The 21,198-nt window shown below is 38.6% G+C and carries 12 protein-coding genes, 4 tRNA genes and 3 pseudogenes; 15 read left to right on the forward strand and 4 right to left on the reverse strand.

From position 1 onward, the window contains the following. The 3 genes and pseudogenes from J582_RS27330 to J582_RS21480 all read left to right on the forward strand — a co-directional run. A pseudogene (locus J582_RS27330) lies at positions 1–178 on the forward strand (hypothetical protein); the annotation flags it as partial. An 11-nt stretch (positions 179–189) separates the two neighbouring features. Further along, complete coding sequence (locus J582_RS21475; RefSeq protein ID WP_031982684.1) at positions 190–1,155, forward strand: 2-hydroxyacid dehydrogenase; 966 nt, start codon at positions 190–192, stop codon at positions 1,153–1,155. 145 nt (positions 1,156–1,300) lie between these two features. Continuing rightward, positions 1,301–2,728 carry a M48 family metalloprotease gene (locus J582_RS21480; RefSeq protein ID WP_080746800.1) on the forward strand — a complete coding sequence of 476 codons (1,428 nt, stop codon included), beginning with the start codon at positions 1,301–1,303 and terminating at the stop codon, positions 2,726–2,728. 101 nt (positions 2,729–2,829) lie between these two features. Here J582_RS21480 and J582_RS21485 read toward each other — a convergent pair whose 3' ends face one another. Continuing rightward, positions 2,830–3,276 carry a GatB/YqeY domain-containing protein gene (locus J582_RS21485; protein ID WP_004700591.1) on the reverse strand — a complete coding sequence of 149 codons (447 nt, stop codon included), beginning with the start codon at positions 3,274–3,276 and terminating at the stop codon, positions 2,830–2,832. Between the two features lie 26 nt (positions 3,277–3,302). Beyond that, complete coding sequence (rpsU, locus tag J582_RS21490) at positions 3,303–3,518, reverse strand: 30S ribosomal protein S21 (protein ID WP_001136722.1); 216 nt, start codon at positions 3,516–3,518, stop codon at positions 3,303–3,305. 145 nt (positions 3,519–3,663) lie between these two features. On the opposite strand from rpsU, the gene tsaD reads away from it, so the two are divergent. After that, positions 3,664–4,674 carry a tRNA (adenosine(37)-N6)-threonylcarbamoyltransferase complex transferase subunit TsaD gene (tsaD, locus tag J582_RS21495; RefSeq protein ID WP_031982687.1) on the forward strand — a complete coding sequence of 337 codons (1,011 nt, stop codon included), beginning with the start codon at positions 3,664–3,666 and terminating at the stop codon, positions 4,672–4,674. Positions 4,675–4,676: 2 nt separating this feature from the next. Here the strand turns inward: tsaD and J582_RS21500 are convergent, their stop codons facing one another. Both J582_RS21500 and J582_RS21505 read right to left on the reverse strand, forming a co-directional pair. Continuing rightward, the gene (locus J582_RS21500) at positions 4,677–5,780 is read right to left on the reverse strand and encodes a DUF6670 family protein (protein WP_022575398.1); all 1,104 of its coding nucleotides are present in this window, start codon (positions 5,778–5,780) and stop codon (positions 4,677–4,679) included. 101 nt (positions 5,781–5,881) lie between these two features. After that, positions 5,882–6,763 (reverse strand): ATP-binding protein, encoded by an 882-nt coding sequence (locus tag J582_RS21505; protein WP_002049146.1) that lies wholly within the window; start codon positions 6,761–6,763, stop codon positions 5,882–5,884. A 178-nt stretch (positions 6,764–6,941) separates the two neighbouring features. Between J582_RS21505 and J582_RS21510 the strand changes: the two genes are divergently transcribed. The 11 genes and pseudogenes from J582_RS21510 to J582_RS26285 form a co-directional block, all read left to right on the forward strand. Next, positions 6,942–8,450, forward strand: coding sequence for a DUF3336 domain-containing protein (locus J582_RS21510; protein ID WP_002049303.1), 1,509 nt, complete (start codon positions 6,942–6,944; stop codon positions 8,448–8,450). Beyond that, on the forward strand, positions 8,437–9,243 hold the full coding sequence (locus tag J582_RS0105155) for a protein kinase domain-containing protein (RefSeq protein WP_022575399.1): 807 nt from the start codon (positions 8,437–8,439) through the stop codon (positions 9,241–9,243). Before J582_RS21510 ends, J582_RS0105155 begins: the two co-directional genes overlap by 14 nt. Positions 9,244–9,345: 102 nt before the next feature. Continuing rightward, positions 9,346–9,430, forward strand: a tRNA-Leu gene (locus tag J582_RS21515). Between the two features lie 53 nt (positions 9,431–9,483). Then, positions 9,484–9,557, forward strand: a tRNA-Trp gene (locus J582_RS21520). Between the two features lie 27 nt (positions 9,558–9,584). After that, positions 9,585–9,669 (forward strand) — tRNA-Leu (locus J582_RS21525). 67 nt (positions 9,670–9,736) lie between these two features. Further along, positions 9,737–9,810, forward strand: a tRNA-Trp gene (locus J582_RS21530). A gap of 188 nt (positions 9,811–9,998) precedes the next feature. Next, positions 9,999–11,756, forward strand: coding sequence for a ShlB/FhaC/HecB family hemolysin secretion/activation protein (locus J582_RS21535; RefSeq protein ID WP_032048561.1), 1,758 nt, complete (start codon positions 9,999–10,001; stop codon positions 11,754–11,756). A 60-nt stretch (positions 11,757–11,816) separates the two neighbouring features. Then, positions 11,817–18,632 (forward strand): annotated as a pseudogene (locus J582_RS21540) (filamentous hemagglutinin N-terminal domain-containing protein); the annotation flags it as partial. 363 nt (positions 18,633–18,995) lie between these two features. Continuing rightward, positions 18,996–19,466, forward strand: a pseudogene (locus J582_RS27605) (hypothetical protein); the annotation flags it as partial. Positions 19,467–19,979: 513 nt separating this feature from the next. Beyond that, on the forward strand, positions 19,980–20,366 hold the full coding sequence (locus J582_RS0105160; RefSeq protein ID WP_139841876.1) for a DUF5376 family protein: 387 nt from the start codon (positions 19,980–19,982) through the stop codon (positions 20,364–20,366). Between the two features lie 419 nt (positions 20,367–20,785). Then, a partial coding sequence (locus J582_RS26285) for a hypothetical protein (RefSeq protein WP_228131711.1) occupies positions 20,786–21,198 on the forward strand: 413 nt, incomplete at its 3' end.

Genomic DNA, 21,198 nt, shown 5'->3' on the forward strand with positions numbered 1-21,198 from the left:
TTCATATATTCAGGGTTTTTTAGATGCTGTAGCGGCAGAAAAAAAGATTTTGTGTTTAGGTAAATGTGCGTATATTCAACATGCAAATCTTATTCATTTAGCTAGTTTAAAAGAAATGTTAGATAAGCCTCTCCTTAAGAAAAGATTGTGGCAACTTATGCAAGATAACAATGAGTAGTAGGGATATACATGAAAAAGGTTGTAGTTTTTAGTCAAATTGATGAAGAGATTTTGTCGCGGTTGCAGCAGGATTATCATGTTGTCGTATTAAACCCTAAACTGGGTGATATCAATGAACAGATACGACAAGAAGTGGTAGATGCTGATGGAATGATTGGCGCGGGACGCTTGCTTAATGAAAGTAACCTTGCTCCAGCACAAAAATTAAAAATTATTTCATCTGTGACTGTTGGTTATGATAATTATGATGTTGCTTATTTGAACCAAAAGAAAATCTGGTTATCAAACACACCTCATGTTTTGACAGAAACTACTGCGGATCTTGCCTTTACTCTATTGTTAAGCGCAGCTAGAAAAGTACCATTTTTAGACCACTGGACTAAACAAGGCGAATGGAAAAGAACAGTAGGGCCACAGCAGTTTGGTCTGGATGTTTTTGGGAAAACACTTGGTATTATCGGACTTGGTAATATTGGTGCTGCAATTGCGCGTCGTGGTTTTTATGGTTTTAACATGAATATTGTTTACCATAATAGACGCGAAAAGCCTGAATTGGCCGAGCCATTGAATGCTCAATATCTAGGTTTGGATGAGTTGCTACAACAGTCTGATTTTGTAGTCACAGCAGTTGATTTAAATGCAGAATCTAAAGCCTTAATGGGCAAAGCTCAATTTGAGCTGATGCAAAAGCACGCTATCTTTATCAATATTGCGCGCGGTTCAGTGGTTGATGAGCAGGCACTTATTGAAGCTTTACAGCAGGAAGTCATTTTTGCTGCTGGCTTAGATGTATATGAAAAAGAGCCTTTGCAAGATTCGGTACTTTTTAAATTACCAAATGTTGTTACTTTGCCTCATGTGGGGTCTGCTACAGCTGAAACACGCAAAAAAATGGCAAATTTAGCTTATAAAAACTTAGTAGAAGCATTGGAAGATAAAACACCAAGGTATTTGGTGAACCCTAATTTCGTATAAATATTGAATAACACTTCATTGCAAATATAGTCTATTTTCAATGTTATAGTGAAAGCCTGCTCATATGATGTAAGAAACTCAAGCATTATATGAATGGGCTTTTTTTGTTAGTTTAATTTTTAATAGAGAAGAACTTTTGAAATTTTTGCCAGTTATTTTAAGTTTGGCTTTTATAACAAATGCCTCTTACGCTAATCCTTTTGACTCAAAACCAGCTTCTGGGCAGGTTGAAATTCCGAATATTGGTAGTGGAATAGGATTACTTGATCAACAAAAAGAAAAATTTATCGGTGAAAAAGTTTTCCGTGAAGTTCATAAACAAATGCCAGTCATACAGGATGTATGGTTGGAAGATCAGTTTTTTCAAGTTTTCTCTAATATCTTGGCTGAAACACAGCTTGGACAACCTATTGGGCTTGTGGTCATTAAAGACCCACAAATTAATGCCTTTGCTGTTCCTGGTGGTTTATTTGCATTAAATACAGGTCTTATTTCCTCGGCTCGAAATATTGATGAGATTGCTGGAGTGATGGCCCATGAAATTGCTCACGTTTCGCAAAGGCACTTTAGTCGTTCAGAAGAGGCTTTTAAAGGACAAACTCTTTTGAGCTTGGCTGGTTTGCTAGCAGGTGTGGCTTTGGCTGCTCAGGCAGGCGGGGATGCTGGAGCTGCAGTCATGTTGGGTACGCAAGCTGCACTTCTGGATAAACAGCTCACTTATAGTCGTAATCAAGAGCGTGAAGCTGACCGTATTGGAATGCAATATATGTATGCTGCAGGTTATAACCCGCAAAGTATGGCAGATTATTTTGAAACGATGCACAGAGCAACAAGTCATGTAAGTTTCCTGCCGGATTTTTGGCTTACGCATCCCTTAACGACTGAACGTATGAGCGAGGCCCGTTTAAGAGCAAACCAGATGCCTAAAGTTAAAAGTCGAATATATGATGTCGATTTTGAAATTTTAAAATGGTACACCATGGTGGTTGCGGGAGAGGCGACTGAAAACCAATTGCAAAGTCTGGCATCGCAAAAAAATCTCGCAGGGTTACTGGCTTTATCTGCTTTTTATCTTAAACAAGGAGATTATGCCCAAGCTCAAACAACCTTAGATCAAGTAAAATCTAGTGGTAAGCCACTTGTTTCTTTAATTCAAACAGATATTTATTTAGGTCAGAATAAACTTGATCAGGCCTATAATTCGATCGCTCCCTTACAAATGACAATGCCTGAAAATAAAGCTTTTAGCTACAAATTGGCTGAGGTTTTATTGCGTCAAGGTAAATATGCTCAAGTGCAAACTTTGGTGCAGCGTTTTATTAATAAAAATGCTCGAGATATTCAAGGCTGGCAATTATTACAGCAAGCCGCTAATTTAGATAAACAGTCACCATTAAGAGCGGTGAATGTGTTGCGATATCGTGCAGAAGCACAGTATTGGTCTGGTAGTGAAGAAAATGCAATTAAATCTATGCTACATGCACAAAGACTAGCGAAAGGCAATCAAGCCATGTCAGCTAAAATTGATAGTCGATTAAAGCAAATGCAAGATGAGCGACGAATGAAAATTTAGAGCTTGTAGTTTGAGCTTATGCTTTTCAAACACACAAATATACTTAAACTGACAAGTAAATGAAAGCTTAGTCTAAGAGTATATAAAGAGAGAGGAGGGAATTAAGCTAATTTAGCTTTAATTTTTGCTGAAACTTGAGCAGGATCGGCACGCCCGGCTATGATCGGACGTAGAGAATTCATCACCTTACCCATATCTTTCATGCTAGTTGCTTCTTGAGCAGCAATCGTTTGCTCAATGATAGAATCAAGCTCTTCCTCAGTCATAGCTTCTGGTAGAAACTGGGAAATAATCTCAGCTTCGGCTTGTTCTTTACTAGCTAAATCATCACGACCAGCACCTTCAAAGGCTTTGATCGATTCTTTACGTTGTTTAATTTGCTTTTCAATGACCGCAAGAACCTGAGCGTCGCCAAGCTCTATGCGCTCATCAACTTCGATTTGCTTAATTGCTGCTTGTAGACTACGCAAAACCGTCACTGTTGCCATATCTTTGGCACGCATAGAAGTTTTTAATGCATCAGTAATTTGGTCTTTTAAAGTAGTCATAATTTCAGCAGTCAATCACAAATTAATTAGTAAAGGCGAGTAGTACGTACAGATTCGCGAGCCAATTTCTTTTGGTAGCGTTTAACTGCAGCAGCTTTTTTGCGCTTACGTTCTTGAGTTGGTTTTTCGTAGAATTCGCGCTTACGAACGTCAGCTAAAACACCAGCTTTTTCGCATGAACGTTTGAAACGACGGATAGCTACGTCAACTGGTTCGCCTTCTTTCAACTTAACTTGTGGCATGTAAAATCCTCTAGATTATGGATAAGATCAGGCACACCATTGCGCCGGATCACAAGTGAAGGTCAGTATTTTACTCATTTACAACTCATATCACAAGTCTATAATAGCGATTGCAATATTTTGACTCATATAAAAGGCAGTTTTGATGATTGTTTTAGGCTTAGAAACTTCTTGTGATGAAACAGGGTTGGCACTTTATGATAGCGAACTCGGCTTGCGGGGACAGGTTCTTTATAGCCAGATAAAACTTCATGCTGAATATGGTGGGGTGGTTCCAGAGTTGGCTTCTCGTGACCATGTTCGTAAGCTTATTCCTTTAATGAATCAATTGCTTGAACAAAGTGGTGTAACGAAACAAGAGATTGATGCAGTTGCTTATACGCGTGGCCCAGGTTTAATGGGAGCATTAATGACAGGTGCATTATTTGGAAGAACTTTAGCTTTTTCTTTAAATAAGCCTGCGATTGGTGTTCACCATATGGAAGGTCATATGTTGGCTCCATTACTTTCAAGTCAGCCACCCGAATTTCCATTTGTAGCATTGCTTGTTTCAGGTGGTCATACACAATTGATGGCTGCCCATGCAATTGGTCAATATGAACTCTTAGGTGAGTCTATTGATGATGCTGCTGGTGAAGCTTTCGACAAAGTCGCAAAAATGATGAATCTGCCATATCCGGGTGGGCCAAATATCGCAAAACTGGCGTTATCTGGTGATCCTTTAGCATTTGAGTTTCCCCGTCCAATGCTTCATCAAGGTCTAGATTTTTCTTTTAGTGGCTTAAAAACGGCAGTATCTGTTCAATTGAAAAAATTGAATGGCGAAAACCGTGATGCTGATATAGCTGCTTCATTCCAAGAAGCAATTGTAGATACCTTGGTGAAAAAATCGGTAAAAGCTTTAAAGCAAACTGGGCTTAAGCGTTTAGTGATTGCTGGTGGGGTAAGTGCAAATTTACGATTACGCGAACAGTTAGAAACTTCCTTAGCGAAAATTAAAGCGCAGGTTTACTATGCAGAACCTGCTTTATGTACAGATAATGGTGCAATGATTGCATTTGCAGGTTATCAGCGTTTAAAAGCGGGCCAACACGATGGCTTGGCTGTCACGACTACACCGCGTTGGCCAATGACAGAATTGTCTATTCCTAAATAAAATTATTCATCTGCAAAGGTTTGTTGGTTTTCAATATCTATATATTCGATATAACCCCGGCCTTGTACTTCATTGCCAAAATAATGGCCCGTAAATATATAACCACTTGCATAACCTTGCCCATGACCATAGCGGAATGGGCAGTCAATTTCTGCCTGAATGTTTAAGATAATTTGCTTTGCATCATTTCGAGCGATCCATGAAAAATATTTTGGAAGTTGCATTTTTTTGCCCGTTGGAGAAATGAAGTCATCAACTTGATGTGAAATAATATCAAAGCTAACGTCTGTATAAATTTCAGCTGGTCGATCAAGATGTCTAATGTGCAAGGTATAGGTTACTGTTTGCCCCACAATATCTGCTTTTGTTAGAAGAAGTTGAGTGTTTTCATTTAAATTGATGATTTGATAAGTGAAAAAATCAAGCGGTAGTTTATGGTTCTCAGGTATAAGTTGAGTTGTGAATGAGTGGGGACCAACTGCACGAGCATATTCGTAAGTGCAAAGCCCTTCGCTTTCAACGCGTTTTTCCTGATAGTTTAAAAAACCTTTAAACTTTGCCAACAAGCTAAAATGGTCATAGACTGGTGTTTTTATAAACCATGAAACGTCTGAAGTCACATCAATATCAAAGTCGAAATCTAGACCCTCATAATGCCCATTAATATGAATTTGAGGGAATTTTCCTTGAATTGAAATTTCCCGACCAAGCTCTATTAAACTTCCATCTTTATTAATTTTTGTCTCTTCGGGAATGATATAGGCTTTCAATAACGCTTGTTCAAGGGCGGCTGTACTTGAAAAGAAAGTCGCTGTTTTTCTAGGATTTCCAACGATAATATCATCATGATCAAATGCCAGTGCGCCAGGCGTACCGATTAAAATCATAATATTTAAATAGCGATGAGGTTCTGGCAAAAGTGGAAAAAAGATTCCGTAGTGGGTCCAGCTATAGTATTTTTCGTTAACACGTGGGCGAATGATATGAGATTGAGTAAAAGGAAGGGTTGAATATTTTTTTGCTTGATCTAAAAAGCCTTGTGCAAATAACAAACTTTTAGCAACAGTTTTGCTTACTAGAGAAATTTTTGGCAATTGTTTTTTCATATATAAACCTAAAGAAAACTATCTATATTTAGGTTATGGAAAATAATTGCCAAAACTAAGCGGTTTATAGGCCAAAGCTAAGGCTTTGTGGGACATTTTATTTAACTGTTAGACAGTTCTTTTAAAGCGTTTAAACCGATCCAATGCTTAGAAAACTGATAAGCCGCACGACCAGAGCGCTGACCACGCATTTGACACCAACGTAAACTCTCAGCTCGAACTTCATCATTGAAAGGCATGTTCGCTTTATCTAGATAATGTTCTACGATTTCTAAATATAAATTTTGATCCATTGGGTAAAAAGATAACCACAAACCAAAACGGTCTGATAGAGAGATCTTTTCTTCAATCGCTTCTTGAGGATGTAGTTCGGTATATTGAGGCACATCTACTTTGGTTACAGGTGTGTTTTCGTGCATGAACTCAGGTAACAAGTGGCGACGGTTACTGGTCGCATAAATAATAAAATTTGTTGAACCTGACTGTAATGAACCATCCAATACACTTTTTAAACTACGATAATTTTCATCTTCAGCATTAAACGCTAAGTCATCACAGTAAACGATATACTTTTCAGGTCGGTTTTGAATAATTTTTTGAATTTTTGGTAAGTCTGCTAAATCATCACGCTCAATTTCAATTAAACGTAATCCTTGAGATGCATACTCTGTGAGTAAAGCACGAACAATAGAGGATTTACCTGTACCACGTGAGCCTGTTAACAGTACATCATTTGCGGGTAAGCCATTTAAAAACTGCAAAGTATTTTGAATAATTTTTTCTTTTTGACGTTCGATGCCTTTTAAGTCATCAAGATAAATATTCTTAGGCGTATAAATGGCTTTAAGTTGCTGGTTTTCCCATCTAAAAGCTGGTGCAGTGAAATCAGTTTCTTGCTTCGGTTCAGGTAAGACCTGCTGTAACTGATTTAATACAAGTGATAAGGTTTGAACTAAATTGTCGGGTAAATCAATGGTAGCCATGGTTAATCAATCATGTTAAACAGTAATTTACTAGGATACTAACACCGAAATTTGCAAGCTGACAAAAAAGATACTGGTAATGCAGTTTATCGGTTTTGCAATTGATTGAAATGTTCAGACCGCGCATAGTGTTGTCATGTCTATTCAGTAAAATCATCTGTGAAGATGAGGACGAAATATGTTTGAAAAAATACGAAGTGATATGAATCCACATCAGGCTTACCGTATCAAAAAATTACAACGTCAATTAGACATGGCTGAATCTTATGAAGAATGGAAGTCTTTTGCATTAAAACTGGATGAAGAGACAGGTGCACAAGAGTGGAAGTTTGATAATAGTTCGCCTTACTTCGATGCCGAACTCATTTCTTATCGTTACACTTTACTGAAAAGATATCGACAGCAACATCGCACTTTAGATTTGATTTATCTTTTAAAAGAAGGGCTAACCTACGATATTGCAAATATTGGTCATCCTATGTTGTTTGCTGCCACACATGTAGGCACAAAAAAATTAATTGAAGATTATATTGAAGAAGTCAGTCAAAGCTTGGCTTATATTGCATCTAGTGAATGTATTACGTTTCAAAGAAAAGAAAAAATCGAGTTTTTTGAAAATTGTGAAAAAGCTTATGGTCAGCCTGCTCTTATGTTTTCGGGTGGTGCAACTTTAGGTCTTTTTCATACTGGTGTATGTAAAGCTCTAATTGAACAAGATTTAATGCCTAAGGTACTGTCAGGCTCAAGTGCGGGCGCTATTATGACTGGTATGTTGGGAATTTCTGCCAGTGAAGATATTCAAAATTTGTTAAATGGCGAGCAATTTTTTAGTGATGCGTTTCACTTTAGAAAACTTCGTGAACTCATAAAAGGAAATGGGGGCATTGCAGATGTCCACTATTTAAAAAAATTCCTCATTGAAAATTTGGGCGATCTTACTTTTGAAGAAGCATTCAAAAAATCAGGTTTGAATATTAATGTCGCTGTTGCGCCGTACGATGCAACAGAAAATCCTCGGATTATGAATGCAATTATGACACCCAATGTGTTAGTTTGGAGTGCTGTATTGGCTTCTTGTGCTGTGCCAGTTTTATTTCCGCCTGTACGTTTAACCAGTAAGCGTTATGATGGTGAACATACCCCTTATATGGCCAATACTAAATGGGTGGATGGTAGTGTGCGCAGTGACTTCCCACAAGAAAGAATGGCAAGGCTTTATAATTTAAACTACACCATTGCTAGTCAAGTAAATCCGCATGTTGTGCCATTTATGCAAGATGATGCACACCGTTTCCGTAAGGATGTTTTAAGTTGGCCAGAACGTATTTTAAGACGCCAAGGTAAAGTGCTTTCGATGGGAATAATGGATTTTACCCGTCAAAGATTAGGAGCCATTTCTCCAGTAAGGAGATTGCTTGATCACGGATATGGTGTAGTAGGGCAGCGATATTATGGAGATGTTAATATTATTGCCAAATATAGCTTAAAACATTATGCATATACGTTACAAAACCCTCGTCCACATTTATTTAAACGATTACAACGAGAAGGTGAGCGTGCGACTTGGCCGAAAATATCTTCTATAGAAACTCATGCGCGTATTGGTAAAACAATTCAGCATTGTTTAGAAGTTTTACGTTTTGAAGAAAAGAAACAACAGCCAGAGTCTTATTATGCTGAAGCATGATTTTGCTTCCCATATAGAACACTTAAAATGCGTAACAAAACCTAAAAGTTCAGCTTTAGGAAGGCATCTATGGACATGTTCTATAGATGCTCATTACTACTGGCTAAAATATCAAGTGCCGCATGTACATGCTCAAGGTGAGCAAGATTTTTTGCATGAATTGCAATTCTATGAAAATATTCAGCATAAAAAAGTGAATTGGCTTTTGCCATTTAAAATATTTGATGTCAGTACTATTTCCCAATTACATCAGTTTGAAGGGAAAGTATTAATTTTGCCAGACACCGATTGCTGGTTTGATGATTTAGATCAAAAGCAAAATTTAAAAGATATTCATGAGATGATCTATACAGCGCTTATGGCTTTAGCAGAACTTCATGAGCTAGGGTGGATTCATGGCGATATTAAAAAAGAACACTTTCGAAAGTTTGAGCAAAGACTTTATTTAATCGATTTTGAAAAAGCACGGCTTATAACTACTCCTGATTCAATCATTGATGCTACGCCAAGATATATGGCACCTGAACTGTTCCATGGAACTAGGAAGAATATACAAAGCGATTTATATGCTTTTGGAGTTGTTTTATATGAATGGCTAAGTCAAATACGTTTACAAGCAAACACTTATCATGACTGGGCTGTATTGCATTGCCAAAACTTAAACATTCAATTACCAGATTCATTTCAAATTTTTTACCCGTTACTGGTGGGGTTATTGCAAAAACAGCAGAAAAATCGATTTTCAAATGCATTTGAAGCAATCAATTGTTTAAATGCTCTCTCAAACTTATAAAAATCATTGATCTAGTATCTGTATACAATTTACACGGTCAGTTTTTTTTAGAAAAAAAACACTTGTCACTGTTAGATCTTATCGCTAATATACACAGCCATCGGGGGCGTGGCGAAATTGGTAGACGCACTGGATTTAGGTTCCAGCGCCGCAAGGTGTAAGAGTTCGAGTCTCTTCGCCCCCACCACTTTAAGTTAAGACTTAAAGTTGATTTGAATGTTAAGTCATTTAAATCTTGGAAGAGGATTGGTGTAATGGTAGCATGACGGTCTCCAAAACCGTTCGTCAAGGTTCGAATCCTTGATCCTCTGCCACATTTATTTTAAATAAATGTCCCAGATGGGGGCGTGGCGAAATTGGTAGACGCACTGGATTTAGGTTCCAGCGCCGCAAGGTGTAAGAGTTCGAGTCTCTTCGCCCCCACCATTGAAAAAAGCAAGACGATGATCTTGCTTTTTTTATGATTAAATCTAAAGGGTTTAATTATGCATATAGAGGATTGGTGTAATGGTAGCATGACGGTCTCCAAAACCGTTCGTCAAGGTTCGAATCCTTGATCCTCTGCCAAGATTCAAAAAGCTCCTGTTACGGGAGCTTTTTTTGTCTCGTATATTTTCTAATTAAATTTTCTTAAAAATTATTACTTATATTAAATAAAATTTAATTTCATACAGACTAATCTGTATAAAGTATTTTTACTTTGTTAATGTTTTGTTAAAATATGATTAATTAAAGTAAATTTTGATTTGATTTATATGTTGAACTATAAAAAATTTAATAAAAGCGTCTTATTCATCTGCTTATCACTAATGGGGGGCTTAAGTTATGCTGCGGACTCAGGTGATCCGATTGGCCAGAGAATTCAGGCTGACCAAACCATTCGACAACAACAGCGTGACACTGCATTAGAAAAACAAATTCAGCCGAATGTAAACGTCAATCTAGGGCAAGAACAAAATAAGATTTCAGCTCAGCAATTACAATATTTACGTTCTAACAGTGAAACCCCTTGTTTTGAAATTAAGAAAATACTTTTAGAAGGTGTAGAAGCCCATCAATTTATATCAGATTTTAATGTTATTACGACTGGCAAGAACAATATTATTGGAAGATGTTTAGGGGTAAATGGACTAAACCAAGCCCTTGATCTTGTACAAAATAAAATTATAGCAAACGGTTATGTAACCACACGAGTTTTGCTTCCTCAACAAAATATTGCATCTGGTACGGTGCGTGTTCGTGTTATTCCAGGACGAGTGGATCAGATTAAGTTTGCTGAGGGTACTTCTAAACGTGCACATTTATGGAATGCTTTACCAATGAAGTCTGGTGAGCTGTTAAATATTCGTGATATGGAACAAGGTTTAGAAAACTTTAAACGAGTGCCAACGGTTGAAGCTGACTTTAAAATCCAGCCAGCAGAACAAAAAAAAGAACCAGGCTATAGTGATGTGGTTTTGGCTTGGCAACAGGCTAAACCTTATCGCTTACATATAGGGATTGATGATTCAGGGAGTGAGGCGACAGGAAAATATCAAGGTACAGCGACTTTATCACTTGATCATGTGCTGACTTTAAATGATCTGTTTTATGTCAGCTATAACCATGATTTAGGAGGTGGAAACTCTGGTAAACATGGTACTGATGGCTTTTATGCAAGTTATACTATTCCATTTGATTATTGGCTATTTTCAACCAGTTATAGTCGCTCTAATTACTTGCAAACAGTCGCTGGAAGTAGTGAAACTTATCAATATAGCGGTAAAAGTGAACTCATTAATGCAGATTTATCTCGGGTGATTTATCGAGATGCGCACCGGAAAACAACCTTAGGTTTTGGGGGGTGGTATCGTGAATCACAAAACTATATTAATGATGTAGAAGTTGAAGTACAACGCCGTAAAACTGCGGGTTGGAAAGCAACTCTTGATCATATCGAATATTTTTCTAATGCTACTTTAAGCGGCAATCTGACTTATAAACGTGGTACAGGTTGGTTGAATGCGATGAGAGCACCAGAAGAAGACTTTGGTGAAGCTTATACGCGTGTGGGGATTTTACAAGCCAATGCCAGTTTACAAGTTCCTTTTAAAGTAGGTCAGCAAAATCTGCAATATCTAGCTGAATGGCGTACTCAACACAGCAATCAACCTTTAACTCCTCAAGACAGATTTTCAATTGGAAACCGTTATACCGTAAGAGGTTTTGATGGTGAGCAAACTTTATTGGCCGATAATGGATTTCTAGTTCGCAATGAACTGAGTGGCTCAATCATGAATAAACCCCAGTCTTGGTACGCAGGTATCGATTACGGAGAGGTTGGTGGAAAAACTGCACATTATCCAAATCCTTTACCAGGCACGAGTTTATTAGGTGCAGTTATTGGGTTGCGTGGTCAAATTGCTCCCTTGCGTTTGAATTATGACGCCTTTGTCGGAGCACCGTTGAAAAAACCAGATCACTTCGAAACAGATGATTACACGACTGGATTTAGCGTGAACTGGACTTATTAATACATCCTCTCCCAACTACATATTTATTTGATTACATAAAAAATTTAGTGAGACTTTAAAGTGAATAAGAATCGTTATCGTATTATTTTTAGCCATGCTCGTGGGATGTTTATTGCTGTTGCCGAGATTGTAAAAAGCAAAACCAAGCAAGCAGGGCAAAGTCAGGGGGTATCTGGAACAGATTCGACGACAGTCTCGGTTCTACCTATTCATTATAAGAAGTTAAATCCACTCAACTTTGCTGTGATTGGCTGTTTGGGAGCATTGGTGATTAGCTTGCCAATGAGCAGTGTGGCTGAAACCCAGATTAGTGCAGATAAAGGCGCGCCAACATCGCAGCAGCCAACAATTTTAACTAGTGCAAATGGAACAACTCAGGTCAACATTCAGACACCAAGCGCTGGTGGTGTTTCACGTAATACTTATACTCAGTTTGATGTTGGGCAAGAAGGCGTTATTTTAAATAACTCACGAAATAACACCCAAACTCAATTAGGAGGCTGGGTGCAAGGTAACCCATGGCTTGCAAAAGGCGAAGCCAAAGTTATTTTGAATGAAGTGAATAGTAATAATCCAAGTCAACTCAAAGGCTATATTGAAGTTGCCGGAAAACAAGCACAAGTTGTTATTGCGAATCCATCTGGTTTGATCTGTGATGGCTGTGGTGTGATTAATGCAGATCGCTTTACTTTAACTACGGGTCAAGCGGTGATGAATCAAGGTTATCTTGAATCATTCCGTGTCCGCGAGGGGCAGGTCACGATTGAAGGTAAAGGCTTAAACGGAAGTTTAACCCCTTATACAGATATTTATGCGCGTGCTTTAAAAGTCAACGCTGGCTTATATGCAAATGAACTCAATACGGTACTTGGACAAAATGATATTCAAGTCAAAGACCAAGTAGCTCCTCAAATCACGGCAACAACAGGACCGATAACCACGCCTCCGCCAAACTTTGCTTTAGATGTAGGCCAACTCGGTGGGATGTATGCTGGAAAAATCTTTTTAGTTGGAACAGAGCAAGGGCTAGGTGTACGTAACGCAGGTACGATAAATAGTACTCAAGGGACTCTGACGCTAAATGCGAATGGTGATTTGGTCAATAATGGTAACTTGATCGCGAATAAAGATCAGGTACAGCTAAAAGCTCAAAATATTCAAAATACCGGTAATGTTAGTAGCGCAACTTCACAAATTTCTATTGAAAGTCAAAGTCTAGATAACTCTGGTTTAATCAGTAGTGCTGATGAGTTACGTCTTAATCAACAAAATAGTTTAAGTAATAGTGGCACATTGAATGCTGCTCGCCTTGTTATTGATGCGGATAGTCTAAAAAATAGTGGTTCTATCGAACAAACAGGTTTGCAAGGACTTGATTTAAAGTCAGGTTCAATGACAAACCTTGGTGGTAAAATTGGAGTTGCCAAGAGTAATACGAGTGGTGGTACAGCTGGAAATAGCTCTGGTAATACAGGTAGTACGGTAATAGTTCCAACGGTTCCTGTTGATCCGGCACAGGATGGAGGAAGTCTGGGGGTTGTTCCTCCAATAGATACCACCCCAAAAACTTATGATACTGGCTTCATTCATGTTTCGGGTGTATTAGGTAATGATCAGGGAACGATCATTGCCAATGGCGGTGTCGATTTAGAGAGTCAAAATGGTTTGGATAACCAAGGTGGGCAACTGAATTTAGGTATTGTCACCATTAAAGGCAGCAACTTCAATAATGATCTAGGCCAATTGAATGTTAAACAGGCCGATATTCAAACGTTAGGTTTTACCAACCAGCAAGGTCAGTTGGCATCGAGTGACACACTAAAAATTCAAAGTCAGAATGCTAATAACCGAAGTGGTAAGATCCAGTCAATTGGGCAGCTCGATTTAGCTATAGGTGGTGAGTTAAATAATAGTAAGGGCTACGTTGCTAGTGGTGACAATGTTCTGGTAAGTGCAGGCGATTTAAACAACCAGTTTGGTGTGGTTTATTCAGAAAACCAATCTGTAAATATCAAAGCTAATCAAGCGATTGATAATACAGAGGGGGTTATACAAGCAAAAACTGATTTAAATTTAAATAGCCAAACGCTGAATAATACATCTGGGCAAATCATTGGCAATCAAATTCAACAGCAACACGGCACTGTCAATAATAGCCAAGGAGCTATTATTGCTAAGCAAAATTTAAACAGTACTGCTCAGCAATTTGACAATGATCAAGGACAATTACAAGCAACAACTGTTCAGTTGCAACATGATCAGCTTAAAAATACCGGTGGTATTTATGCAGATAAGGATTTAACGGTTACAGGAAAAGATATTCAAAATTCTGGTTCTTTGGCGGCTGGGGAGAATGTAAAAATCACAAGCTTAGCATTAGAACATGCACAGAATGGTTTAATTGCCGCGGGCCTAGATCGTGAAGGTAAATTAGCTGATACGGGTATGCTTACGATCAATGTGGATCGGGCTGGTTTACATGGCCAAACATTCGCAGGCCAGCATATCCAGATTAATGCGACAGGGACGATTGATGCAGCACAGGGACAATTACAATCGAAAACGATTGCATTGAACGCTGGTACAGATATTTCAACTCAGGCAGCGACAGTTGTTGCTCAAGATCAACTCAAACTGGCCAGCCAGAATCTGATCAATAATCAGCAAGGACAGTTAAATAGTCAGGATATTATTCTTTCTGCTCAACAACTAGATAATAGCCAAGGAAAAATTCAGCATACTGGAAATAACGAATTTACTCTGAACTTTGTAAATGGTCTAAATAATAAATTAGGTGAAATTAGTAGTAATGCAGCTTTAATGCAGTTAAATAATTCTATTCTAAACAATGAAGCAGGCCAAATTATTCACTCTGGAAATCAGCAATTGAATATCAATAGTAATCAATTGCAGGGAGCCCAAGGTAAGATTCTGAGTAATGGACAATTAGTATTAGCTACAGAGCAAGCTATACTAGATGGTGCTATTACATCAGCAGATCAAATTAATATTACCGCGTATAACTTGAGTCACCAAAAAGGGCAAATGATCCAACGCGGAACATTAAAACCGCTTACATTAGCCATTAGAGATCAAATCAATAACCAGTTAGGATTTATTCAAAGTCCAACAGCACTTTATATTACTGCGGGTAGCTTAAATAATCAGGGTGGCCAGTTAAGTTCTGCAGCAGATCATGATCTGCAGCTTGATGTGGCAGGTTTACTCGATAACAGCCAATCAGGTCAAATTTATGCAGGTCTGAACAATAATATTCATGCTGGTTCTATCAATAACAGTATGGCTGGGCAAATCTCTGCACAAAATGCATTAACCTTGACCAGTTTGGGGCTCATCAATAACCAGTCTGGAAAAATCGTTGCCAATGCCGATGTTGGTATTCGGTCAGAAGGACTGGATAACACCAATGGTCAGATTGGTTCGGTACAGGCTGGATTAACACTAGATGTTGGTACAGGGAAACTTACGAACCAGTCGGGTTCTTTACAGGCAGATAAAAATATTGAGATCAAGGCCGATCAATTAAAAACTCAAGCAGGTTTAATCAGTGCTCAAGGGATAATCCAGGCACAGATCAATCAGGATATTGATAACAGTTCAGGACAGATTGTTGCCAACAAGTCAGTCTTACTCAGCAGTCAGGGTTTAAATAATAATCAGGGTGTTATCGCGAGTATTCAAGATGAATTAAATATCAATGCGGGTCGTTTGGCTTTGACTAACCAGGCAGGTTTATTGCAATCCGGTCGTAATATGAACCTGATTACAAGAGGGATTGATAACAGCTCGGGTACGATTGACTCGGCAGGCCGATTGCAGATGAGTGGGCCAATCCAGACAGGCCAATCCACCCTATCTTCTACTCCCCCTTGGTTGATGAATACCGCTGGTATCATTAAAATGGGGACAGACTTTCATTTGGATGCCAGCCAGTTTGATAACCGTGGTGGTACATTACAAACTCGTGATGGCTATGACTTAAGCTTAAATATTACAGGTCAGTTAGATAACAGTCAGGGTGGTCAGCTACAGAGTGGTCATGATTTAATGATTGCTAGTGGTTCCATGAACAATGAGCATGGGCATTTGTCTGCACAAGGTCTGGCAAGTGTAAAAGCTGACCATGGTCTTGATAATACTGCGGGAAGTATTATTGCAAATGCTGATGTCAATGTGAGTAATCAAGGACTCAACCGTACCAGTACGATCAATGATCAGGGAACGATCGGAAGTGTTCAGGGACAACTCACGATAGATGCTGGACAAGGTTTGTTAAGCAACCAGCATGGTACTTTACAGGCAGCAACCCGCTTAGATCTCAATGCTGCTGATATTGATAGTACATCGGGTTCTATCCAGGCACAGGATGATATACAGATCATCAGCGCGACAGCCCTGAATAACCAGAGTGGTCACATTGTTACTACCGCTGGAAGCATTATTGCAACAGCGAACAGTTTAGATAATCGAGCAGGTCTCATTCTGAGTAATCCGCAACATGACATTACGCTTACTGTTTCGGACCTTCTTGATAATCGTCAGCAAGGACAGATTAATTCTGGTCACCGTATTGGGATATCTGCTGGACAACTCAATAACAATAGTGGACAAATCACTGCACAAAGTACGGCAAATTTAAATATTAATCAGGATATCAACAATAACAACGGCAGTATTGTTGCTTATGATGATGTCACCACCACGAGTGTGGGCGTGAATAACGATGCAGGTAAAATTTCAAGTGCAAAAGGTCTATTGAGTATCGATGCTGGCACAGGTGTCTTAAGCTCTCAAGTAGGAACATTACAAGCTGGCACCAATTTGACTGCAGCAGCAGCGAGTATCAATAACACTGCTCAGGGTTTGATAAGTGCATTGAATGCTGTAACCTTAACTAGCACAGGTCTGATTAATAACGATACGGGAAGTATCATTGCCAACCATGATGTCAATTTGACGAGCCAAGGTCTGAGTAATCATGCGGGTGAAATTGGTAGTATCACTGGTGTACTCAATGCCAATGCAGGCAATGCTGCCCTGAGTAATCAGTCTGGTCGCATACAAGCGGCAACTGCTATTGCTTTAACAGCAGTAGGGATTGATAACACTGCTGGTAATATCAGCTCACAAGGCACCGCAACTGTAGATAGTCGTCAGATCATCACGAACCAAAGTGGTCGCCTGATTGCTAACAACAATTTAAATGTGACCAGCGAAGGTTTAAATAACAACCTGGGTCAAATCGGCAGTGCCAACGGCTTATTGAATCTCAACACGGGCAATGGAGCTTTATCGAGTCGAAGCGGTAAATTACAAGCTGCAACTACGGCTACAGTCATTGCCCATGATATCGATAACACATCGGGCCTTATTGATGCACAGGGTAATGTGCTATTAACTAGTCAAACTGGGTTGGTCAACCAAGGTGGTCAAATTGAGTCGGCAACAGGTACGATCAATGCATCTGCTGCGACGCTGAATAATCAGGCAGGCTTGATCCAGACGAATCCTGACAACGACATTCATCTAACCATCATTGGGATGCTGGACAACGGCCAAAAGGGGCAGATCCTCAGTGGTGCCAATGCACTGTTGCAATTGGGTCAACTGAATAACAGTACGGGGCAAATCAGTGCGCAAGGGACTGCAACAGTAAAAACCGCTCAGGATATCAATAATACTGCAGGCAACATTGTCGCTAATGGGGATGTCAACCTGACGAGTCAGGGCCTGAATAATAATCAGGGGATGATTGGTAGTGCTCAGGGTTTACTTGCGATTGAGGCTGGTCGTGGCATCTTAAGTAGCCAAGGTGGACATTTACAATCTGCTAAGACGCTAAACTTGTCTGCAAACAGTATTGATAATACTGCTGGCTCAATTGAGGCTGTTGGGGATATTTCATTATCGAGCCAAAAGGCATTGATTAATCAGACCGGTCAAATTGCAAGCACAGCAGGCAATATAAACGTCATAGCGAGTGATTTAAATAATCAGACAGGTCGCATTCAAAGCAACTCCGGTTTTGACGTGGGGTTATCTGTTTCTGATTTACTGGATAACAGCCAGACGGGTATGATCGGTAGTGGAAACACACTGACCATCAATAGCGGTGTAATCAATAACCAGTCTGGCAGTATCACCGCACAAAATAGTGCAAGCATTCATGCCGCTCAAAGCATTGATAATACAGCAGGGGCTATTGCAGCGAATCATGACATCACGATGAGTAGTCAGGGACTCAGCAATGATGCTGTAGATCGTTCTGGGAAAATGGTTGCAGGACAAATCAGTAGTGTTCAGGGTTTACTTGACATTGATGCAGGACAAGGGAGCCTATCCAATCAGGGCGGACAATTACTGGCAGGTACTGATCTGACGCTACATAGTGGTTCATTGAATAATGAACAGGGCCGTATGTCAGCACAGAATAAGTTGACCATTACCAGTATTGGGCTGATCAATAACCGTACTGGCCATATGATTGCCAACCACGATGTTCATTTACAAAGTCAAGGATTAAATAATAGCCAGAGTGGACAGATTGCCAGTCTGCAAGGGCAAGTGTGGTTAGATGCGGGTACAGGACTGCTCAATAACAGTCAAAGTGGGCTTATTCAAGCGACCATGGATAGTACACTTCATGCCGCTGGTATAGATAACTCAGCTGATGGGCAGATAAAAACCCAAGGTGCTTTGAATATTCAAAGTAGCCAATTGGTAAATAATCGTGCCGGACAAATCACTGCGAATCATGATGTTCAGGTGAGCAGCCAAGGGCTAGATAATGCACAGCAAGGTTTGGTTGGGAGTGTAAGTGGTGCATTGAATATTGATGCTGGCCAAGGTTTGTTAAATAACCAGCAAGGTGGTCAGCTTTTGGCGGCAACAACAGCTGATTTAAAAGCTGCGGATATTGATAACTCGAATGCTGGTATCATCAATGCACACAACGATATTCAGATTCAAAGCCTGGGTGAAATAAACAACCAGAATAAGGGACAAATTGTATCTGGTGCAGGTGATATCAGTGTTATAGCCAACCAGTTCGGTAACCAGGGGGGGGTGATACAAACCTATCCAGACCATGATATCCATTTGAATGTAAAGGGGATCTTGGATAACAGTGCATTCAATGGAACGGCAGGGCAAATAAATAGTGGACACTCGCTCAGTATCAGCAGTAGCTTAATCAATAATCAGTTTGGCAGCATGGCTTCGCAAGATACATTGAGCGTGACCACTGCACAACGTATTGATAACACTGCGGGTCATATTGCTGCTGGAAACACCGTTAATATTCATAGCAATGGTTTAATCAATGATGCTGCTGTGGATGCAGAAGGTCATCTTGTGGCTGGACAGATCGGCAGTGTTCATGATGCATTAAGCATTGATGCCGGACAAGATAGCTTGAGCAATCGGGGTGGTAAACTTTTGGCTGCCACCACTGTCCAGTTAAATGCACTGAATATCGACAATTCGAATGCTGGTAAAATCAATGCTCAAAATGACATTACGATACAAACTCAAGGTACGCTCGGTAATCAGAATCATGGGCAAATCGTATCAGCAACAGGCAATATTAATGCTACAGCCAATGGTTTGAATAACCAACAGGGATTGATTGAAACCTATCTAAACCATGATATTGATCTGACCCTGAAGGATACTCTTAATTGGGACTAGTTTTGAATATGATGAGTCTAGTTTTGAAGATAGCTCTTATTACCGTTTCTTTAAGGGCGGTGTTGAGTATTTATTTGAAGAAAAGAAACTATCGGCAATATTTTTCTTTATTAACCCAAATGATGAATACAATTCGTATTTAAGAAAAGAATATTTAATTGATGGATTAAGTCCAAGTGCAAAAAAAGTAGATGTTACAAAAGTTTTTGGACTTCCAGACTTTTCTGGAACTAATTGGATTAAATATAAAATTGATAATCATAAATATATTCATTTTGAGTTTGATCAAGAAGTGAAATTAAAGCAAATAACATTAGGTCTTTTTGACTGAAAATAGTTTAACTATTGATTGAATCATTTATTAAGCATGTCTTGTAGGCATGCTTTTTTATTTCAACTTGAAATAATAGGGGTAATTAGGAGTATTTTGCTAGACATCAGGAGTTGTTGTGGAAGGTTATACTCAACCAAATACAACAGTATATCCATTATATGGTAAGTAAAAGGTTTATTATGAGTTTAATATTTTATTATATTAGGTATCCTAATGCATCAGATTTAGTAGCAACAATAAGGTCTGATGATTCTAGTAATTTTAAAGAGGAAATGATAATTTCTTATTTAATTGATGATGGTGGTTTATCTGTAGAGTTTCATATTGAATATCTAGATGACTGTATTAGTAAGTTGGAAAACTCGACAATAAATGAAATAGATATCAGTAGTAACTCTTATGGAGTTGAACTAATAAATGAAATGGTTAAGATATATTTTTTATATGATGAAAATCAGTGTTGTGAAGTTAAGAGATCGGCTTTGCTAAAATTACTAAAATCTTGGGTAATGTTCATCAAAAAAAAGCCTATTGAGAACTATGAGGAAGTTTATTTTTATAATTGAAAAGTTTAGTTTATTAGCTAAATCTTTTAATAATTTAATTAAAAAAGTGATAGTGCTACAGTTTAAGGTGAAAAGATTGCACAAGGGTAGATTGAAGAAAATTTATTTTGACGATTGGTGAAACAGGCCACGCTAAAACCCACTTAATTTAAAGTGGGTTTTTTAGTTAGTAGTAATAGCCAGTCTTAGATTTGCCAATGAGGTAGAAAAGGATAAACAAGGTCAGCCTAATGGCTCGACATTTTTTCCTCAAGGATGGTCGGAAGCAAGATTGAAATATGAACTATCAGAGGCTTTTAAAATAAGCCAGCTAGTTTACGTCCACAAGAAGGTTTTACTACTACTACACCTTCTGGGGTAAAAGTTAAGTTTGTACCACCTAGTGGTAATATTAGTGAATGGCGAGGATGGCCTTTACAATGATTGAGGTTAAAATGATTTTAGAATTTTCTTATACTTTACGTGAAGAATATGAAGGTGATGAAGGAACTCTTGTTCCACAGTTATTTAGATTAGATAATCTGGATGAAAATAGAGGGTTTGAAAATTTTTTAGAAGGTGATGATGATTATTTATACTTTATCAGTAATGTTGATACAAGTAAAAAAGTTGAAAGTATACTTATTCAATTAAGTAATATATTGGATGATAATAGTAATGAATGCCAATATATAGTGGATGGCTATTTTAGAAAGGCAGAGGTATGTAAGGATATAACTGCTTTTAATATAATGCCTAATATACAAATAGGTTATAGAGGTGGTATACCTACAGATTTATTTCTAAAAATTTTGAATTTGTGGGGGAGTATCTTAAATCGGGAAGTAAGGAA

It is taken from the genome of Acinetobacter sp. 1566109, from assembly GCF_000582255.1.
GTDB lineage: Bacteria > Pseudomonadota > Gammaproteobacteria > Pseudomonadales > Moraxellaceae > Acinetobacter > Acinetobacter nosocomialis.